Consider the following 18,738-nt stretch of genomic DNA (forward strand, 5'->3'; position numbering starts at 1 on the left):
GTCGCGGAGTGCGATCGGGCAGCAGCGGCTCGAGCACCGCCCACTGCTCATCAGTCAGGTCATGCCGGTCCTGCATCCGACCGCTCTACACCCACGGCGGCAAGATCCGCCAGACACTCCCTAGGCGACTGTCGGCGAACGCCACCTTGGACACGTACTGCCCCGGCCGCCCAATGAGGTTGTTCGCGTCGTTGGTCTCGGTGATCACCGCGCTGTCAGTGATGGGCAGCCCCGCATCCTTCAATTCGGCCAGTGCGGTCTCCGCGTCCATGGCCTGCGCGGTAGTCGAGGGTGCGGCGACGGGCGCGGAGTCGGACGCTGCAGCGCTCGTGCTGGACTGGGTGGCCTGAGCGGTTGCCTCAGCGGCGTCCCCGCCTCCGCAGCCGGCGGTGAGCGCCACCGCCGCGATGATCATGATGAGGGTCTTTCGCACGGGTGAGTCATCGGCAGGCGAACGGCCACTCCGGATGGTCACCCATGACGCCCAACAGTCGCGGTGGCCAAGCCTGGCTTTCCGAAGGTGCAGGAAGACTCCGCAGCCGAAGTCGGAACACTGGCGCTGGTGTCCCCAGTGGGCCGCTATAGGACGTCACGCTGCCTCCAGCCTGACGTCGTGTTGCAAGATCCAGACTCCGCGAAGGCCTCGAGTCGACTGGCTGTCAAGTCAAATCGCTGCAGCGCCCCGTCGGCGATGCGAAACCCGTCCAACGAGTTGCCAGACCTGAATGCAAGAGGTGTAACCCATGGCGATCTTGAATCGCCGCGCTTGGGGATGAGAATGCGAGGGCCGTCCGGCGACGTCGTTACACACTGGCGCGGGCGAGCCCGTTGAGGTGTATGGCGCGGGGTCCTCGGGTGCCCTTGATTGTTGCTACGAGCACGTGGGTCTGTGTCCTGGCAGAGGTCCCTCCGGGCGGTGTCCATCCGCCGTCGTCGGGAGGTGATCGGGGTGGAGGTCTTGTTCGAGCGGGTCGCCGGGCTCGACATCGGCAAGGAGTCGCTGTGCGTCTGCGTGCGCGCACCCGGGCCGCGCGGGCGCCGGATGAGTCAGACGCGGACGTTCAAGACCACCACCCGGTCGCTGGTGGTCATGCGCGACTGGCTCAGAGCCGAGGGCGTGACGATCGCGGCGATGGAGTCGACCTCGACCTACTGGAAGGCGCCGTTCTACTGCCTGGAGGAGGTGATGGAGGTCTGGCTGCTCAACGCCGCGCACATGAAGGCCGTCCCCGGGCGCAAGACCGACGTCAAAGACGCCGAGTGGATCGCCCAGCTGCTCGAGCACGGGCTGCTGCGCCCCTCGTTCGTGCCGCCGGCAGACATTCGCCGGTTACGGATGCTGACCCGCTATCGCGAGCAGCTGATGGGCGACCGCACCCGGGAGGCGATGCGCCTGGAGCTGCTGCTGGAAGACGCCAGCATCAAGCTATCGGTGGTGGCCTCCAGCCTGACCACGGTCTCCGCGCGGGCGATGCTGGCCGCCCTCATCGACGGCGAGCGGGATCCGCGGGCGCTGGCGGAGCTGGCCCGGGGCCGGATGCGGGTCAAGATCCCGGCGCTGACCGAGGCGCTGACCGGACACTTCGACGCCGGCCATGCGCGGCTGGCGCGCTCCATCCTGAGCCGGCTGGAGGCGGTGGAGGCCGCGCTGGCCGAACTCGACGCGGTGCTCGCCGACGCCTTTGCCCCGTGGGCACACCAGCTGGAATTGCTGCAGACCATTCCCGGAGTCGGGGAGAAGGTCGCTCAGGTGATCGTCGCCGACACCGGCGCGGACATGTCCCGCTTTCCCTCCGCGGCGCACCTGGCCGTCTGGGCCGGAGTCGCGCCGGCGATCCACGAGTCAGCCGGCAAGCGCACCCCGGCGGGGCTGCGGCATGGCAACAAGTGGCTCAGCCACATGCTGGTCGAGGCCGCCGGCTCGGTCGGCCGGATGAAGGGCACCAATTACCTCTCGGCCCAGCACGCCCGGCTCACCGCCCGGCGCGGCATGGGTCGGGCGCAGGTCGCCGTCGCCCACTCGATCCTGGTCCCGGCCTACTACATGCTGCTGCGTGACGAGCCCTACCAAGACCTCGGTCCCGACTGGCTCGCCCGGCGCACCACCGAGGCACACACCCGCCGACTGGTCGCCCAACTGGAGAAACTCGGGCACACCGTGGTCCTCGATCCGGCCGCTTGACCTGCAGGGCAAGAACACCCCGGGCTCCGCCCGGGGCGCTGACGCGCGCCTGCAACTCACCTATTCACGGGTCTGTGTCCCTCTTGATCATGGCGATGCTCCAGTGTCGGGCGCCGGGGTAGGGGAGGCCGTTGGCGGTGGCCGAGCCAGGCGAATGTGGGCTCACTCGACGCGAATTGGCTCGGATAGGTGCCTGGGCCGGCCGATGCGTCCCGGCGGTGGCGGGACTGGAAGGTGCACGTACTTCTTCGTGGGGGTCCGACACGCCTCAGGGGTCAACGAAACGATCACTGACCGGAACTACCTTGCGGGCCATGACGGGGGTCCTGTCCTCAGCGGTCCTGCCGGCCGAGGTCGCACACCGCTATCCGTACGGCTACGCCGTCGTGGACGTGGAGACCTCAGGCCTGAGCGCTACCGCTGACCGGGTGCTGCAGGTCGCGGTCACTCAGATGGCCGCCGACGGGGCGGTCGAGTCGAGCTGGGCGACGCTACTGGACCCGGGCTGCGACCCCGGCCCCACCCACATCCACGGGCTAACTCGGGCGAAGCTGCGAGGAGCACCGCAGTTCCCCGACGTGGCCGACGACGTGTCCCGCTTGGTCGAGGGGCGCATCGTGGTGGCACACAACGCCTCCTTCGACCACCGCTTCCTCGCCGCGGAATCCCGGCGCGCCGGTCGGCGACTGCCGGTGGAGGAGCGGCTGTGCACCCTGGCGCTCACCCGCCGGCTGGACCTGCCCGTCACCGACTTCAAGCTCGGCTCGGTCGCCGACTACTGGGGCGTACAGGCGATCCGGGCCCACGACGCCGAGGACGACGTCCGGGTCCTGGTGGAGATCCTGCGGCACTCCCTGGTTTGGGCCGCGCAGCTGGACCTCGACCTGCCGCTGGCGGCCTGCACCGACACCGCGCCCGCACCGTTCCCGGCCAAGGCGCCCCGCACCCCGTGCCCGTGGCGGACCCCTGGCCGCTGGGCCGCCGGCACCCCGCTGGTGCAGGGCATGAAGGTGGTCATCACCGGATCGACGAGCACCCCGCGGGAGATCCTGACCCGCCGCTGCACCGAAGCCGGGCTCGACGTCATGAACACCGTCAGCGGCCGCACCCACGTCCTGGTGTGCAACCGCGCCGATGAGCAGACCGGCAAGGCCGCCCGGGCCCGCCAGCACGGCACACCGATCATCACCGAGCCGGAACTCCTGACCATGCTGACCGCGGTCGCCCCCGGGCAGCCCAAGGCCGGCGAGATCGCTGAGGCCAGGGAGACCGTGACCGTCAACGCCCGCGCCGCAGCGCCGGCGCCGCGCACGCCCGAGCCGGGCGGACCGCTGAGCGGTCGTCGTGTGCTGGTGCTGGGCGGCGCGCACGACACGGCGGCCGCGGTCCGGGAACGGGTCCTCGCCGCTGGGGCCAGCGTCGCGGTCAACCTCACCAGTTCGGTCACCGATGTCGTGCTCGTCCCCGGCCTCGAGCCGGACCCGCGGACCGGCCGGGCGCAGGTGCTCGGCGCCCGGCCGCTCGACGCCGCCACCCTCACCCCCTGCTCGTGGCCGCAGCAGCCGGATGAGCGCGTCGTGGTGCTGCCGGTACCCGAGCCGCCGGCCACCCCACCGGCCAGGGTCACGGCGCCGGCACCGCGGATCCTCGTGCGCGGGGAGGTCATGGATCTCCCGGCCGACTCGGACTGGCTGGCGGAGGTGCGCTGGGCGACCCCGGGCCGTCACGCAGCCGACCGGTTCGACATCGACGTCGTCGCCTTCGTCGTCGACCCCGACGAGCAGGTCGCCGTGGATGAGGACTTCGTCTTCTACAACGCTCCCGAGCACCCGACTGGCGCCGTCGCTCTCGCCACCGGGATCGCCGGCGAGGCGATCTGCACGCTGCGGCCGGACCGGCTGCCGCCGACCCAGCGGCGAGTCCTCCTCGCCGCTGCGATCGACGGCATTGCCACCTTCGGCGACGTCGGCCCCGTCGAGCTGATCCTGCGCGACGAGCACGGCGCTTCCGCCGCCCGCGCCACGCTCGACGCCGCCACCGACGAGCGCAGCCTCATCCTCGGCACCCTCTACCAGCGCCACGGCACCTGGCGCTGGCGCGCCGTCGGCCAGGGTTATCCCGACGCCCTGGCTGAGCTGGCCATCCGCCACGGCGTCGACATCGACGAGCAGGGCTGAGCCAGGGTCGTCCTGTCCCTGCATCGACCTGAGCCGGGTGACGGGTGGGCCGTCCGGACGCACATCGGTGGCTAGCTCCGTCTGTGCTCCCGACGGGCCGGATCAGTCACCGTCAGTCGGCATGACCTGTCAATCATCGGCGCGCCAGTCCGCACAGAGTCCGCACAGAGTCCGCAGAACGTCCGCAAACGGCCCATTGCGCCCATCCGGGCCACATGGTGTCTGCGCAGCTCAGACCACGTTTTCACCATCAGTCGTCGATGATCGACATCCCGGGATCCGTCCCCGGCGTACAGGCCGACTCGTCCGTCGCCCGCCCCTGATCTGCGCTCTCGCGCAGGCGGGGGCTCAGCTGTCCGGCTCAGCCACGGTAGGCGTCCCGACGGTGGTCGATGTCGAGCACGTAGACGACGTGGGCGTTCTCATCGACGCGGTAGCGGACGCGGTACTCGCCCCGTCGCGCGCGCCGCTGGCCGGCGAACGGTGCACGCAGCGGTGCACCGACGCGGTGCGGGTCGTCCGCCAGCGGACCGAAGAGGAACTCGACGCAGGCTGTCGCCGCTGACTCCGGTAGGCGTTCGGCGAGCTGCCGTGCTGCTGTCCGGGTCACGACGACCCGGAAGCTCACTCGGTCGATCCGGACCGCCGGGCGGCGAGCAGTGCGCGAACCTGCGCTTCGTCAAGGACGTCACCTCGCTCGATCTCTTCCTCGGCGCGAGCGATGCGCGACCGGGCCTCCGGGTCGCTGAGCAGCTCCAGTGTCGCCTCGATGGACTCGAGATCCTCGGCGGCCAGCAGCACCACGTAGGCACGTCCGTTCTTCGTGATCTGGACGCGCTCGTGCGTCGCCGCCACCTCTTCGGCGATCTCGGACAGGCGCGCCTTGACCTCGGACAGCGGCAGCGTGGTCACAGACCAGGATCCTAGGCGATCGGTGTGGCGGAACGAGATTTGTCACCAACTGGATCCTGGGTGAGCTGTCCTCGATCAGTTGTCGGAACGCCCGAGTTCCGCCGATCCCTGCTGACCTGTTCCAGCTCCATGAGGCCTGCTCAGTGGCGGTGTCCAACCTCCTCCGTCGTCATCCGAAAGGCCCAGATCAGTCCCCGGCGTGCAGGCCGACTCGTCCGTCGCCCGCCGCTGACCCTGCGCACCAAGGCGGCGGCGTGCGCGTGGGCGAGTCGGGTCTCGGTGCAGCCCGACCGATGAGTCGTCCGCGCCGTGCCGGTCCGTACCGCGGGAGGCCGACTCACGGGAGGCTGGCAGCGTGCGGCGACTGACCTTCGGCATGAACGTGAGCCTGGACGGCTACACCGCCGCGCCCGGCGACGACCTCGGCTGGAGCGTGCCGAGCGACGAGCTGTTCCAGTTCTGGTCCGACCGGGTGGGGGCGACGGGCACGGCGCTGTACGGACGCCGACTGTGGGAGGCGATGAGCTCCCACTGGCCGACCGCCGACCAGCAGCCGGGTGTCACACCGGCGCAGGTCCAGTTCGCCCACCGCTGGCGGGACATGCCGAAGGTGGTGTTCTCGTCGACGATCAGCGCGGTCGACGGGAACGCCCGCCTGGTCACCGGCGACGCGGTCACGGAGATCACCCGGCTCAAGGCCGAGGACGGCGGCCCGATGGACATAGGCGGCGCCACCCTCGCCGCGGCGGCCATGCGGGCCGGGCTGGTGGACGAGTACGTGCTCGTCACCCACCCGGTCCTGGTGGGCGGCGGCAGACCGTTCTTCACGGCCCTGGACAACTGGGTGGACCTGAGCCTCGTGGAGACCCGGACGTTCCCCGACGGCGTGCTCCTGACGAGGTACGAGACCAGGCGCTGAGCACGCCCACCTCGAGTCGGCCCGGGCTCCGGCCACCCGAGGGCACGAAGCGATGTGGTGCTGCTCCTGGGACGCCTGGGACTGGCGTGTCCGCGCCTGGCGAGAGTCGCCGGACCTCGAGCCAATCACTGGCACACGTGCTTCCAGAACACGCCGTATCGGAACGGTTTCGCCGTGTGAGGGTGGCAGCCACCTCGCCCCACAGCTCTTGGAGTCTCGATCATGCGTCGTACCACCACCGCCGCCGCTGGTGTCCTGTTCACCGCGGCCCTGTCCTTCGGCTTCGCCGGCACGGCCCAGGCCGCCGACCTGAACTGCCTGGAGGACTTCCAGTACCAGGAGGACGCCCAGGCCGTCTACGACCAGGACCCGAGTGACCCCAATGGCCTCGACGGGGACGACAACGATGGCCGCGCCTGCGAGAGCCTCCCGTCGAGGGGGACGAGCACCACGACCGGTGCCACGACCGGTGCCACGACGGGCGCGACGACGGGCGCCGCGACCGGTGGCGCGACCGGTGGCGCTCAGGTCGCGACCCGCCCGGCGGGCGCCGTTGCCGCCGGCGACGGCAGCGCGTCCGACGAGGCCAGCGCCCTGCCCTACGTCCTGGGCGGCGTCGCCCTGACCGCGGCCGGTGGGGCTGCCTTCGCTGCCCGGCGCAGCTCCCGCGCGACCGTCTGACCTCCGCGACGTGCGGCACCGCGCACCCGACACCCGCCCCGGCCACACGGTGGCCGGGGCGGGTGGCGCGGTGCGCATCGTCGCGGCGTACCCGCCTCCGCCTCCGCCACCGCCTCCGCCACCGGTCGCGGGGACGTCGACCTCCGACGCCGAGCTGCAGGCTCTCCTCGCCCGGCCGCCTAGGGTCACCCGCTACGGACGGCCCCGTGGCCGCACGGTCCGGACCGCCCGGCCCCGCGCGGCCCGGGCCTGGGCGGGCACCTCCGCGGTGCTCGCGGCCGCGGGTGTCGCTGCGATCGTCGTCCTGCCCCAGGACGCGAGCGACCCCGTCCGACTCGACGTCCCCCTCGCCGTGGACGCCCCGACCGCGACCGCGACCTCCTCCGCGCCTGCTGCCGAGGCGATCAGTCCTGCGGCCAGCGCAGGACAGCTGCCGGCCAGCACTCCCCGGCGGGTCCAGATCCCGGCCCTGGGGGTGACGTCCCGGATCATGGAACTCGGCCTGGAGCGGGACGGCTCCATGGAGGTCCCGCCGGGTGCCTATCCGGTCGGTTGGTACGACGGCAGTCCCACGCCCGGCCAGCTCGGGCCCGCGGTCCTCGCCGGTCACGTCGACTGGGACGGCGAGCCGGGGGCCTTCTCCGGGCTGCGGGAGCTGCGCCGCGGGGACACCGTCGTCGTCGACCGAGCCGACGGCAGCGTCGCCACCTTCCGGGTCGACCGCGTCGAGGAGCACCCCAAGGACGACTTCCCGACCGAGGAGGTCTACGGCGACATCGACCACGCCGGCCTGCGCCTGATCACCTGCGGCGGGACGTTCGACGAGGACACGGGCGACTACCGGGACAACGTCATCGTGTTCGCCAGCCTCGCGGCCGTCGGCTGACAGTGCGCGCAGCGGGCTGTGCGCGATGAGTCGGGCCGGGGTCGCCGGTCTGCACCCCGACACCGACCGCCGGCGCCCGAGGAGACAGCCGTGACCGCCGTCTACACCTTCGACGTCCTCTGCACCCTCGACGGCTTCGGCTCCTACGGCGAGGGCGGCGACTGGGGCGGCTTCTGGGGCAAGCAGGGCCCCGAGTTCCTCGACCACCGCCTCGCGCAGTACCGGCAGGAGCAGCGGCTGGTCCTCGGAGGCAACACCTACCGGGAGTTCGTGGCGCTGCTGGACCCGCTCACCGAGGAGTCCGCGGCGAAGGACCCGCTGAACACCCGGATGCGGACCCTGCCGACGACGGTGGTCTCCTCGACGCTCGAGGGTCCGCTCGACTGGCCGGACGCGACCCTGGTGAGCGGGGACGCCGTCGACGTCGTCGCCCGGCTCAAGGAGGAGTCGGACGTGCCGCTGCGCTCGCACGGCAGCCTGTCGATGAACCGTTCGCTGATGGCCGCCGGGCTGGTCGACCGCGTGCAGGTGACCGTCTTCCCGGTGATCTCCGGCCGCACCGGGACGGACCCGGTCTTCGCCGGCGCGGCCGACTTCGACCTCGAGCTGCTGGAGAGCCGCACGCTCGACGGCCGCACCCTGGAGCTCGTCTACCGGCCCACGCTGCACGGCTGAGGCCGCGCCACCCAGACCTCGACCTCGGCCCCGTAGTGCCGGGCCCCGTGGTCGGGGCGCATCCCGGCCTTGGCCAGCACCCGGCGGGACGCGTCGTTCCCCGGGCGGACGACGGCGACGACCCGGTCGAGGTGCAGGTCCTCGAAGCCGTGCCGGAGCGCCTCCCGGGCGATCTCCGTGCCGAACCCGAGCCCCCAGCAGCGGCGGGACAGGTAGTAGCCGACCTCGACCTCCTCGCCGCCCTCGAGCCGCTGCAGCCCGCCGAACCCGCACACCTCCCCGGTGTCGCGGCGGACCGCCGCCCACATCCCGAAGCCGTGCCGCTGCCAGTGCTCGACCGCCTCGCGCAGCCGGTCCCGCGACTGGTCCGGCGTCCGCGCCACCCCGTCCCAGGTGACCGCGGGGTCGCTCCAGACGCCGCGGTGCAGGTCCGGCAGGTCGTCGGGGGTCAGCGGCCGCAGGAGCAGCCGGGCCGTCGTCCTGGACGTCATCGTGGTGCCCCTCCGTCGCGTAACGCTCGAAAGACGGATCGGGCATTACCCTGCTAGCGTCGGGACCATGCAGGCCGGTGAGGTCGCCCTCCGGTTCGTGAACACCGTCGACCTGCGGTGGAGCGCGGCCGACGACAGCCTCCGCGACCACGCCGACCTGCTCGCGTGGGCGGCGCGCGAGCACGTGGTCGGGGAGGCGGTGCTCGGGCGGTCGGCCGACCTGGCCGCCCGCGACCCCCGGCAGGCCGACGCCGCCTTCCGGGCCGCCGTGGCCTTCCGGGAGTGTCTCTACCGCGTCCTGGAGGCGGTGGCGCGGTCCGCCGACCCGGACGAGGCGGACCTGGCGGCGGTCGACGACCGTCTCTCCGCGAGCCGGCCGCGACTGCGCGCCGGGGCGGTGCCCGGGCGGCTCGTCCTCGACCACGAGCACCTGGGCCCGCCGCTGGAGGCCGTGCTCGGCCCGGTCGCGCGGTCCGCCGTCGAGCTGCTCACCGGGGAGGGGGCGGCGCGGTTGCGCGCCTGCCCGGGCAGTCCCGGCCGGGCCTGCGGCTGGCTGTTCGTGGACGCCACGAAGAACGGCAACCGGACGTACTGCGTGAGCGGCCTGTGCGCGAACCGGGCCCGCGTCTCGCGGCACCGGGCCCGCCGGCGGACTCCGGCCGCGGACGGCGCGCCGGTGGCTCCGGAGGCGGGGACACCGCCTCCCCTCACCTCCAAGCTATAGCGCACCCGGGGGCTTGCGGCAAGACCCGGGTCGGGGCGCACACTCGCCGGCCGAGGCCCTGACCTGCGAGAACGTCCGCGTGCGGAGCGGCGTGACGGGGTCGAGTCCGGACGGGAGTCCCCACGTGCGTCGCCTGACCACCACCGCTTTCGACCTGCCCGACCACCTCTCCGCCAAAGCCGACCCGGCGCTGATCGCCGACGACGAGGCCTTCTTCGCCGACGTCGCCGAGAGCCTCGAGCGCACCGTCGCCGACCTGTCCGCCCGGCTCGACGCCGAGCGCCGGGCACCCGGCGGGCACGGCCAGGCCGCCCTCGACCGGGACCTGGAGGTCCACCGGCTGACCGCCCGGCTGCGCACCCTGCGCCGCTTCGGCCTCGACCTCTGCCTCGGCCGCATCGTCCGGACCGACGGCTCCGAGCCGGTGTACGTCGGACGGCTCGGCCTCACCGACGGCGCCGGCCGCCGCCTGCTGGTCGACTGGCGCTCCCCGGCCGCCGAGCCCTTCTTCGGCGCCACCCACGCCGACCCGATGGGGCTGGCCAGCCGCCGCCGCTACCGCTGGACCCGCGGCAGGATCACCGACTACTGGGACGAGGTGTTCACCCCGGACGGGCTGGAGGGGCACGCCGCGCTCGACGACCAGTCGGCGTTCATCGCCAGCCTGGGCAGCACCCGCTCGGCCCACATGCGCGACGTGCTCGGCACCATCCAGGCCGACCAGGACGCGATCATCCGCGCCGGGTCGGCCGGCGCCCTCGTCGTCGACGGCGGTCCGGGGACGGGCAAGACCGTGGTCGCCCTGCACCGCACCGCCTACCTGCTCTACTCCGATCCGCACCTCGGTGCCCACCGCGGCCGCGTGCTCTTCGTGGGACCGAGCGAGCCGTACCTCGCCTACGTCTCGGACGTCCTGCCGAGCCTGGGGGAGGAGGGCGTGCAGACCTGCACCGTGCCGGGCCTGGTCCCCCAGGGCGCCAGCGCGGGCCCCGAGACCGACCCGGTGGTGGCCCGCCTCAAGGCCGACGCCCGCATGGTGCGGGCCATCGAGCCGGCGGTCCGGCTGTACGAACAACCACCGACGGACGGCACGGAGGTGGTGACGCCCTGGGCCACCGTCGCGCTGGACGCGGACGACTGGGTCGAGGCGTTCGACGCCCGCGACCCCGGGGCGCCGCACAACGAGGCCCGCGACCAGGTCTGGGACGCCCTGCTGCGCATCCTGGTGGACAAGGTCAGGGAGGAGCTCGGCGAGGACGACGGCGAGGACGACGACGGAGCCGAGGAGGAGTTCGACGCCTACGGGCTGGCTCCGGAGGACCCGGACGCCGCGTACCGGCGGGCCCTGGCCGCGAACCGGGAGCTGGTGCGCGCCTTCGGCCGGGCCTGGCCGCTGCTGGAGGCGACCGACCTGGTCGGGGACCTGTGGTCGGTGCCCGCCTACCTCCGCCGGTGCGCGCCGTGGCTCACCGCCGGCGAGGTCGCGGTCCTGCAGCGCGCGGACCCGCACGCCTGGACGCTCGCCGACCTGCCGCTGCTCGACGCCGCCCGGCAGCGCCTCGGCGACCCGGAGACCTCCCGGCGCCGCCGGCGACAGGAGGCCGCGGTCGCCGCCGACCGGCTGCGCATGGCCGACGTGATGGCCGACCTGATCGCCACGGACGACTCGGACATGAAGGTGATGTCCATGCTCCGCGGCCAGGACCTGCGGGGAGCCCTGGTCGACGACGCCGCGGCGCCCTCCGCCGACCCGGACCTGCTGGCCGGACCGTTCGCGCACGTCGTCGTCGACGAGGCGCAGGAGCTGACCGATGCCGAGTGGCAGATGCTGCTGCTCCGCTGCCCGTCCGGCAGCTTCACCGTCGTCGGCGACCGCGCCCAGGCCCGGCACGGCTTCCCCGAGTCGTGGGAGGAGCGGCTGCGGCGGGTCGGCCTCGACCGGGTCCGCACCGCCTCGCTGACCGTCAACTACCGGACGCCGGTGGAGGTCATGGCCGAGGCCGAGCCGGTCATCCGGGCCGCGCTGCCCGACGCCAACGTGCCCACCTCCGTCCGCAGCACCGGCGTCCCCGTCGTCCACGGCCCGGTCGCACGGCTGCGGCCGCTCCTCGACGCCTGGCTCGCCGCGCACGGCGAGGGGACCGCCTGCGTCATCGGGGACCCGACGTTCGCGCCGACGCCGCGGGTCCGGTCGCTGACGCCGGTGCTGGCCAAGGGGCTGGAGTTCGACCTGGTCGTCCTCGTCGACCCCGACCGCTTCGGCGACGGCGTCGAGGGGGCGGTCGACCGCTACGTCGCGGTGACCCGCGCGACCCAGCAGCTCGTCGTCCTCACCGGCGGCTGAGCGGGGCGCCGGGCGCGTCGTGGCGGGACACGCCGGGGGGACGACAACGACCGGAAACCCCCCTGTGACCGGACCGTGACCGGCTGGCAGCATGCCGGGCCGTGAGACGAACCACAGTGATGCTCGCCGCCCTCGGACTGGTCGTCGCCGGCGCCGGGACCGCCCAGGCCGCGCCCGCGGACGGTCCCGTGCCGCCGGGGCCCGTCGCCCTGGACAACCCGGAGTTCACCGCCAACGTCATGGCGCCGCTGAAGGTGACCGACTGGGCGGACTTCGAGTCCGACCTGGAGGCCGTCGCCGCCTACGGCGTGGACGCCGTCAGCGTCGACGTCTGGTGGGGCGACGTCGAGGCCGCCGGCGACAACCAGTTCGACTGGACCTACTACGACCGGGTCTTCGACGTCATCACGTCGAAGGGTCTCGACCTCGCGCCGATCCTGTCCTTCCACCAGTGCGGCGGGAACGTCGGCGACGACTACACCAGCCTGCTGCCGTCGTGGCTGTGGCCGAAGTACGAGGGCCGCAGCTACCAGGGCATCAAGCTCGGCCCCAACGGCCTGCAGCACAGGAGCGAGCAGGGCAACTACAGCCCCGAGACCGTGCAGGGCTGGGCCGACCAGGTCGTCATGAACGAGTACCGGGACTTCACCCGGGCGTTCCAGCAGCGCTACGGCGACGTCTACGCCGACGAGGTCGTGGAGATCAACGTCTCCCTCGGCCCGTCCGGTGAGCTGCGCTACCCCTCCTACAACAGCCACGACGTCGGCACCGGCTACCCGACCCGCGGCGCGCTGCAGTCGTACTCCCCGCTGGCGATCCGCGACTTCCAGAAGTCGATGGTCAAGCAGTACGGGTCGCTGCGGGCGGTCAACCGCGCCTGGGGCACGGACCTGCGGTCGGTGGACCAGATCGCCCCGCCGGCCGACGCCGAGACGTTCTTCACCAGCAAGGCCTACTCCGACACGCAGTACGGCCGCGACTTCGTCGACTGGTACAACGGCTCGCTCGTCGACCACGGCGAGCGGGTGCTGACCACGGTCATCCGCACGCTGGGGAACGAGTTCCCGCAGGCGGACATCGGCTACAAGGTCCCGGGCATCCACTGGACGATGACCAACCCGCTGCACCCGCGGGCGACCGAGGTGACCACCGGGCTGATCCAGACCAGCGTCGACGAGAACTCGTGGGCGACCGGCCACGGCTACGCGCGGATCATCGAGCTGGCCAACCGCTTCGACGGCGGCCCGCGCGAGGTGGTCATGCACTTCACCGCGCTGGAGATGGACGACCAGGACTACCCGCCGCAGTACTCGCTGGCCCAGACCCTGGTCCAGTGGATCGGTGACTACGCGTTCCGCGTCGGCGTCGAGCTCAAGGGCGAGAACGCGCTCAGCGGCGGGGTCACCTGGGACGGCGGCTGGGACAACATCAACGAGGCCTTCGACGGGTGGGGCTACCTCGGCCTCACCGTGCTGCGGATGAACGACGTGGCCGGGGGGACCGGGGCCACCCGGTACGCCCAGTTCATCCAGAAGTACAGCCCCAACCGCTGACGGCTGCGAGGTCGGGGCGTCCGCGTCGCCGCGGACGCCCCGGCCCCGCCCGGGACCGAGGGGAGCGACGTGACCGGGACCGCGCACGCCCGCGGACCGAGGACCGGGTACGCGCCGGTCAACGGGCTGCGGATCTACCACGAGGTCCACGGCCCCGACCAGGACGCCGACCCGGACCCCGACACCAGTCCGGTCCTGCTGCTGCACGGCGCGTACATGACCACCGGCGATCTCGGGCCGCTGGTGTCGGCGCTGGCGGCCACCCGTCGCGTCGTCGTGCCGGACCTGCAGGCGCACGGCCGCACCGCCGACGTCGACCGGCCGATCACCTACGAGGGGCTCGCCGACGACGCCGCGGGCCTGCTGGCGCACCTGGGCATCGAGCGCGCCGACGTCATGGGTTTCAGCATGGGCGGGGCGGCCGCCCTGCAGGTGGCGATCCGCCACCCGGAGGTCGTCCGCACGCTCGCCGTCGTCTCGGCGTCGCACGCGAGCGCCGGCATGCAGCCGGAACTGCTCGCGATGATCCCGGGCATCACCCCGGAGGTGTTCGCCGGGTCGCCGATGGAGGCCACCTACCGAGCCGTCGCCCCCGACCCCGGGCACTTCCCGGTCCTGGTCGAGAAGCTCAAGACCCTGGACGAGACTCCCTTCGACTGGCCGGCCGAGGACGTCGGGCGCATCACCGCGCCGACCCTCCTCGTCGCCGGGGACGCCGACGCGATCCGCCTCGAGCACGTCGTCGAGCTCTTCCGCCTCCTCGGCGGGGGCGCGATGGGCGACCTGTCCGGCCTCCCGCGGGCGCGGCTGGCGATCCTGCCGGGGACCACCCACTTCATGCCCCCGGGCAGCGGCGTGCTGGACCGCCTCGACTGGCTGGTGCCCATGCTCCTCGCGCTGTTCGACGCGCCACAGGAGGGACCCGAGGGGGTCACCCCCGGCCCCGCCGGGTAGCCGCGGGGCATGGACCTGCTCGCCCTGCCCCGTGCCGTCACCGCCTCCGCTCTCGCGCTGGGGACCGCAGTGCGCGGCGCACGGGTCTTCCACCCCCGGGGGCAGGCCTCCACCGGCACCGTCGAGACCGACGGCGGCGGCACCTGGGGCGCGCGGCTGCTCGACGAGGCGGCCCGCCACGACGTCGTCGTCCGCCTCTCCCGCGGGGCCGGGCTGCCCGAGCCGCTGCCCGACGTCATCGGCCTCGCCGTCCGCTTCGACGGGCAGGGGAGGGGCGGCGGCCCGCTCGACGTGCTGGTCAACACCGCCGGCGGCCCGCCGGTGCTGCGGCACCTCTTCCTGCCCCAGCCCCTGGGGCGCACCTTCTCCTCCGTGCTGCCCTACCGCACCGGGAGCGGCCGGCTGGTCCTGCTCGGGGCGCGCGACGACGGCAGCGGGCAGGGGTGGGAGCTGCTCGCCGCCACGCTGGCCGGCGGCTGGACCCGGTGGGGACACCTGCGGCTCGGCCCGGCGGTGCCCGCCCCGGCGTCCGAGGAGCTCCGGTTCGTCCCGACCCTGGGCGCCGACGACCTGCAGCCGGTCGCGCTCTTCCGCGCCGTGCGCGACCTGTCCTACCGGGAGAGCCAGGCGCTGCGCCGCTGAGGTCGGCGCCCGGCCCGGGTCCGACTCCCGGAGGCCGCACTCCGGACGCGGACCCGCGTCGTGGTGACGTCAGCCGAGGGTGCCGCGCTCGGTGATCCGGCCCGACGGCGTCACGACGAGGGTGCTCGATGCACCGCGGAGCACGAGGGTCCGCTCGGCGGAGTACCCGGCCGGGGCCTGGCCCTGGATCACGTAGCGCACCTGGCCGGACGGGGTGAGCACCACCACGCAGGTGTCAGCGGTGATCGGTTGGGTGATGCCCGTACCCGGGATGCTCTCCGTCTCCCCGCTCTCCGGGTCCGGCGCCCAGCCGCACTCCGGCCGGAGGACCTCCGCCGGCTCGGCGGAGGCGGGTGGTGCGGTCCCGAGCACGGCGACCGAGGCCACGCCGACCACCAGTCCCAGCCGTGCCGTTCGACGAGCGCGCATCGGTCCTCCCCTCAGCACCGGGTACGGGGCGCGACCCCGCGGTCCGATGATGGGCACGTCCGCGGGGGCGGACAAGCGGTCCCCGCGTGGGGAGGGGCGGCCCGGGCCGCCTCAGACGTCGGCCTGCCGCCGGTGGTGCGGGCTGTCGGGGTCCAGCAGCGAGTGCCGGCGGCCGTAGCCGACGTAGATGACCAGGCCGATCAGCAGCCAGACCCCGAAGCGCAGCCACGTCTCCCAGTGCAGCTGGGCGATGAGGAACACCGAGGCCACCACCCCGAACGCCGGCACCAGCGGCATGAGCGGCAGCCGGAACGTGCGGGGGGCGTCGGGCCGGGTGTAGCGGAAGACGATCACGGCCACGCACACGACGACGAACGCGGACAGGATGCCGATGTTGGTCAGGTCCGCCACGGCACGGATGGGGAAGACGCCGGCGAGCACGGCCGCCGCGATCCCGGCGATCCAGGTCACCCGCTGCGGGGTGCCGCTGCGGTCGACCCGCGCGAACCACCGCGGCAGCAGCCCGTCGCGGCTCATGGAGAACCAGACGCGGGTGACACCGAGCAGGAACGTGAGCATCACGGTCATGATCGACAGCACGGCGAACACGGAGATGATGCTGGCGATCACCGGCAGGCCCACGCCCTCGAACGCCGAGGCGAACCCGGCGGTGGGATCGATGTCCCGGTAGTCCTGCATGCCGGTGAGCACCAGGGTGGCGGCCACGTAGAGCAGCATCGCGATCACCAGGGACAGGATGATCGCCTTGGGCATGTGCTTCTTGCCGTCCTCGGCCTCCTCGGCGGCGGTGCTCATCGCGTCGTAGCCGAACACCGCGAAGAACACGGTGGCCGCGCCGGTGAGCACCGGGCCGAAGCCCGAGGGCATGAACGGGTCGTAGTTGCCGACGTCGATGTAGAACACGCCCAGCCCGATGATGAACAGGATCAGCAGGATCTTGATCCCGACGGCGATGAGCTCGAACCGGCCGAAGGCCCGCGTGCCGCGGCTGAGGATGAACGTGACGAGCAGGCAGATCAGGACGGCGGGGACGTTGACGACGCCGCCCTCCTCGGCCGACGCGGTCACCGCCGTCGGCAGGCTGAGCCCGAGGCCGTCGAGCAGCGCCTCCAGGTAGCCGGAGATGCCGATCGCCACGACCGCGACGATGGCGATGTACTCCAGCAGCAGGTCCCAGCCGATGAACCACCCGATGAGCTCGCCGAGGGCCACGTACCCGTAGGTGTAGGCCGATCCGGCCCGCGGGATCATGCCGGCGAACTCCGCGTACGACAGCGCGGCCGCCGCGGACGCCAGTCCGGCGATCAGGAAGGCGACGAGCACCGCCGGGCCGACGCCGGGGTTGTCGGCGTCGCCGTGGGCCACCAGCCCGGCGAGGGAGAAGATCCCGACGCCGATGATGCCGCCGACGCCGATCGCGGTCAGCTGCCACAGGCCCAGGCTCTTCGCGAGCGCCCCGCCGCCGCCCTCCGCCTCGATCTCCTCCATGCGGTCCACCGGCATGCGCCGCCAGACCGACCGACTCGTGGACTGCCTGGCCGGAGTGCTCATGGGGCTCCTCGTCGTCGCCGGGTCCCGGGCGCGCGGGTGACGCAGGTGGCCGCCCAGGTTCCCCACACTCCCGGGCGGTGCGCAAAACGAGGGACCGGGCGCGGGCCGTCCGCGCGCGGGTGCCGCGCCGTGGACCAGCGACTACGCTCGCCGCCACCCTGGCGAGGACGGAGCCCGCGATGGACGCCGGCGTGGACACCCTGCAGAAGGCCCTGCGGATCAACCTCGACCCCCGCTGGTACGGCACCATCGCCGAGATCGGTGCCGGCCAGGAGGTCGCCCGGTGGTTCTTCCGGGCCGGCGGCGCGGCCGGCACCGTGGCCAAGACGATGTCGGCCTACGACATGGCGGTCAGCGACGCCGTCTACGGCAAGAGCGACCGCTACGTCTCCAAGGGCCGGCTGCAGGCGATGCTGGACCACGAGTACCAGCTCAACATCGACCGGCTGGGTGACCAGCGCGGCGACGACACCGCCTTCTTCGCCTTCGCCGACACGGTGGTGGCCCGCAGCTACCGCGGCGGCAACGAGTGCCACGGCTGGATGGGCGTGAAGTTCCAGTCCCACCCGCGCGACGAGCCCAGCCAGGTCGTCGTCCACGTGCGGATGCTCGACGACGAGGCGCCGCAGCAGCAGGAGGCGCTGGGCGTGGTGGGCGTGAACCTGCTGCACGCGGCCTTCTTCCAGCACCACGAGCCCGAGAAGCTGCTCGCGAGCCTGCTCGACCAGCTCGGCACCGGCCGCATCGAGATCGACATGGTCGAGATGAGCGGCATCGAGTTCCGCACGGTCGACAACCGGGTCATGGCGCTCACGCTGGTCCAGCTGGGCCTGAGCGGGGCGGCGATGTTCGGCCCCGACCGGCGGGTCCTGCAGCCCAGCGAGGTGCTGCGCAAGAAGGCGATCCTGGTCGAGCGGGGCAGCTTCCGCCCGCCGACGGTGGTCAACATCGACATGCTCGAGGCCGCGCGGGCCGAGTTCGAGTGCGACCCCGCCGTCGCCGGCCGCGACGTCCTGGTGCTCACCGAGCTGACGATGGCCAACCTGCGCGCCGGCGGGGACGTCGTCGACCGCCGGGACTTCCTCGCCCGCGCCGATCTGCTGGCCGCCTGCGGGATGACCGTGCTCATCTCCGACTACGTGGCCTACCACCGGCTCGCCGCCTACCTGGCCTGGCGCACCGACGGGCGGATCGGCATGGTCATGGGCGTCCCGAGCCTGCTGGACCTCTTCGACGAGTCCAGCCACGCCGACCTGCCCGGCGGCATCCTCGAGAGCTTCGGCCGGCTGTTCAAGAACGACCTGCGGCTGTTCGTGCACCCGATGCTGCGCGACGGCGAGGTGACCACCGTCGACACCGTCTCGGTGGGGGAGCAGCTGCAGCCGCTCTACGACTACCTGGCGCGGCGGGGGAGCTTCGTCCACCTGGACCGCTACAAGCCCGAGCACCTGCCGATCCTGAGCCGGGACGTGCTCAAGCGTATCCCCACCGACGACCGGAGCTGGGAGTCGATGGTCCCGCCGGAGGTCTGCGAGCTGATCAAGCAGCGCGGCTTCTTCGGCTACCGGCGCGACCGCTGACCCCGCACGACCGCCGG

At 72.8% G+C, this 18,738-nt stretch carries 18 protein-coding genes; 12 read left to right on the top strand and 6 right to left on the bottom strand.

Features of this window, described 5'->3' with window-relative positions; genetic code table 11:
- Positions 1 to 85: 85 nt before the first annotated feature.
- Positions 86 to 433: a hypothetical protein gene (locus tag ACI8AD_RS21070; protein ID WP_456872485.1), complete on the bottom strand. Its 348-nt coding sequence runs from the start codon at positions 431 to 433 to the stop codon at positions 86 to 88.
- Between the two features lie 516 nt (positions 434 to 949).
- Between ACI8AD_RS21070 and ACI8AD_RS21075 the strand changes: the two genes are divergently transcribed.
- Positions 950 to 2,182 (top strand): IS110 family RNA-guided transposase, encoded by a 1,233-nt coding sequence (locus tag ACI8AD_RS21075; protein WP_456872486.1) that lies wholly within the window; start codon positions 950 to 952, stop codon positions 2,180 to 2,182.
- A 314-nt stretch (positions 2,183 to 2,496) separates the two neighbouring features.
- The gene (locus ACI8AD_RS21080; RefSeq protein WP_456872487.1) at positions 2,497 to 4,359 is read left to right on the top strand and encodes a TerD family protein; all 1,863 of its coding nucleotides are present in this window, start codon (positions 2,497 to 2,499) and stop codon (positions 4,357 to 4,359) included.
- Positions 4,360 to 4,720: 361 nt separating this feature from the next.
- On the opposite strand, the gene ACI8AD_RS21085 is transcribed toward ACI8AD_RS21080, so the two are convergent.
- Both ACI8AD_RS21085 and ACI8AD_RS21090 read right to left on the bottom strand, forming a co-directional pair.
- Positions 4,721 to 4,987 (bottom strand): type II toxin-antitoxin system RelE family toxin, encoded by a 267-nt coding sequence (locus tag ACI8AD_RS21085; protein ID WP_456872488.1) that lies wholly within the window; start codon positions 4,985 to 4,987, stop codon positions 4,721 to 4,723.
- Positions 4,984 to 5,271, bottom strand: coding sequence for a type II toxin-antitoxin system Phd/YefM family antitoxin (locus ACI8AD_RS21090; RefSeq protein WP_456872489.1), 288 nt, complete (start codon positions 5,269 to 5,271; stop codon positions 4,984 to 4,986). Before ACI8AD_RS21090 ends, ACI8AD_RS21085 begins: the two co-directional genes overlap by 4 nt.
- A gap of 355 nt (positions 5,272 to 5,626) precedes the next feature.
- On the opposite strand from ACI8AD_RS21090, the gene ACI8AD_RS21095 reads away from it, so the two are divergent.
- From ACI8AD_RS21095 to ACI8AD_RS21110, 4 genes are all read left to right on the top strand, one after another.
- Positions 5,627 to 6,190 (top strand): dihydrofolate reductase family protein, encoded by a 564-nt coding sequence (locus ACI8AD_RS21095; RefSeq protein ID WP_456872490.1) that lies wholly within the window; start codon positions 5,627 to 5,629, stop codon positions 6,188 to 6,190.
- 222 nt (positions 6,191 to 6,412) lie between these two features.
- Positions 6,413 to 6,871: a hypothetical protein gene (locus ACI8AD_RS21100; RefSeq protein ID WP_456872491.1), complete on the top strand. Its 459-nt coding sequence runs from the start codon at positions 6,413 to 6,415 to the stop codon at positions 6,869 to 6,871.
- A 352-nt stretch (positions 6,872 to 7,223) separates the two neighbouring features.
- Positions 7,224 to 7,757 carry a class F sortase gene (locus ACI8AD_RS21105; RefSeq protein WP_456872492.1) on the top strand — a complete coding sequence of 178 codons (534 nt, stop codon included), beginning with the start codon at positions 7,224 to 7,226 and terminating at the stop codon, positions 7,755 to 7,757.
- Between the two features lie 90 nt (positions 7,758 to 7,847).
- A complete protein-coding gene (locus tag ACI8AD_RS21110; RefSeq protein ID WP_456872493.1) occupies positions 7,848 to 8,432 on the top strand; it encodes a dihydrofolate reductase family protein in 585 nt (194 codons plus the stop codon).
- Here the strand turns inward: ACI8AD_RS21110 and ACI8AD_RS21115 are convergent.
- A complete protein-coding gene (locus ACI8AD_RS21115; protein WP_456872494.1) occupies positions 8,408 to 8,923 on the bottom strand; it encodes a GNAT family N-acetyltransferase in 516 nt (171 codons plus the stop codon). The two genes, ACI8AD_RS21110 and ACI8AD_RS21115, sit on opposite strands and share 25 nt — an antisense overlap.
- A 67-nt stretch (positions 8,924 to 8,990) precedes the next feature.
- Here ACI8AD_RS21115 and ACI8AD_RS21120 point away from each other — a divergent pair, with 67 nt between their 5' ends.
- From ACI8AD_RS21120 to ACI8AD_RS21140, 5 genes are all read left to right on the top strand, one after another.
- Positions 8,991 to 9,647, top strand: a complete 657-nt coding sequence (locus ACI8AD_RS21120; RefSeq protein ID WP_456872495.1) for a CGNR zinc finger domain-containing protein — start codon at positions 8,991 to 8,993, stop codon at positions 9,645 to 9,647.
- 124 nt (positions 9,648 to 9,771) lie between these two features.
- Positions 9,772 to 11,991, top strand: a complete 2,220-nt coding sequence (helR, locus tag ACI8AD_RS21125; RefSeq protein ID WP_456872496.1) for an RNA polymerase recycling motor ATPase HelR — start codon at positions 9,772 to 9,774, stop codon at positions 11,989 to 11,991.
- 101 nt (positions 11,992 to 12,092) lie between these two features.
- A complete protein-coding gene (locus ACI8AD_RS21130) occupies positions 12,093 to 13,544 on the top strand; it encodes a family 14 glycosylhydrolase (RefSeq protein WP_456872497.1) in 1,452 nt (483 codons plus the stop codon).
- 69 nt (positions 13,545 to 13,613) lie between these two features.
- Positions 13,614 to 14,498, top strand: coding sequence for an alpha/beta fold hydrolase (locus ACI8AD_RS21135; RefSeq protein ID WP_456872498.1), 885 nt, complete (start codon positions 13,614 to 13,616; stop codon positions 14,496 to 14,498).
- A gap of 9 nt (positions 14,499 to 14,507) precedes the next feature.
- Complete coding sequence (locus ACI8AD_RS21140; protein WP_456872499.1) at positions 14,508 to 15,140, top strand: hypothetical protein; 633 nt, start codon at positions 14,508 to 14,510, stop codon at positions 15,138 to 15,140.
- A gap of 69 nt (positions 15,141 to 15,209) precedes the next feature.
- Here ACI8AD_RS21140 and ACI8AD_RS21145 read toward each other — a convergent pair whose 3' ends face one another.
- Positions 15,210 to 15,569, bottom strand: coding sequence for a hypothetical protein (locus ACI8AD_RS21145; RefSeq protein WP_456872500.1), 360 nt, complete (start codon positions 15,567 to 15,569; stop codon positions 15,210 to 15,212).
- Positions 15,570 to 15,680: 111 nt separating this feature from the next.
- The gene (locus ACI8AD_RS21150; protein WP_456872501.1) at positions 15,681 to 17,078 is read right to left on the bottom strand and encodes an amino acid permease; all 1,398 of its coding nucleotides are present in this window, start codon (positions 17,076 to 17,078) and stop codon (positions 15,681 to 15,683) included.
- A 242-nt stretch (positions 17,079 to 17,320) separates the two neighbouring features.
- Between ACI8AD_RS21150 and ACI8AD_RS21155 the strand changes: the two genes are divergently transcribed.
- A complete protein-coding gene (locus ACI8AD_RS21155; protein WP_456872502.1) occupies positions 17,321 to 18,721 on the top strand; it encodes a TonB-dependent receptor in 1,401 nt (466 codons plus the stop codon).
- Positions 18,722 to 18,738 lie beyond the last annotated feature (17 nt).

The organism is Geodermatophilus sp. SYSU D00766 (assembly GCF_054049915.1).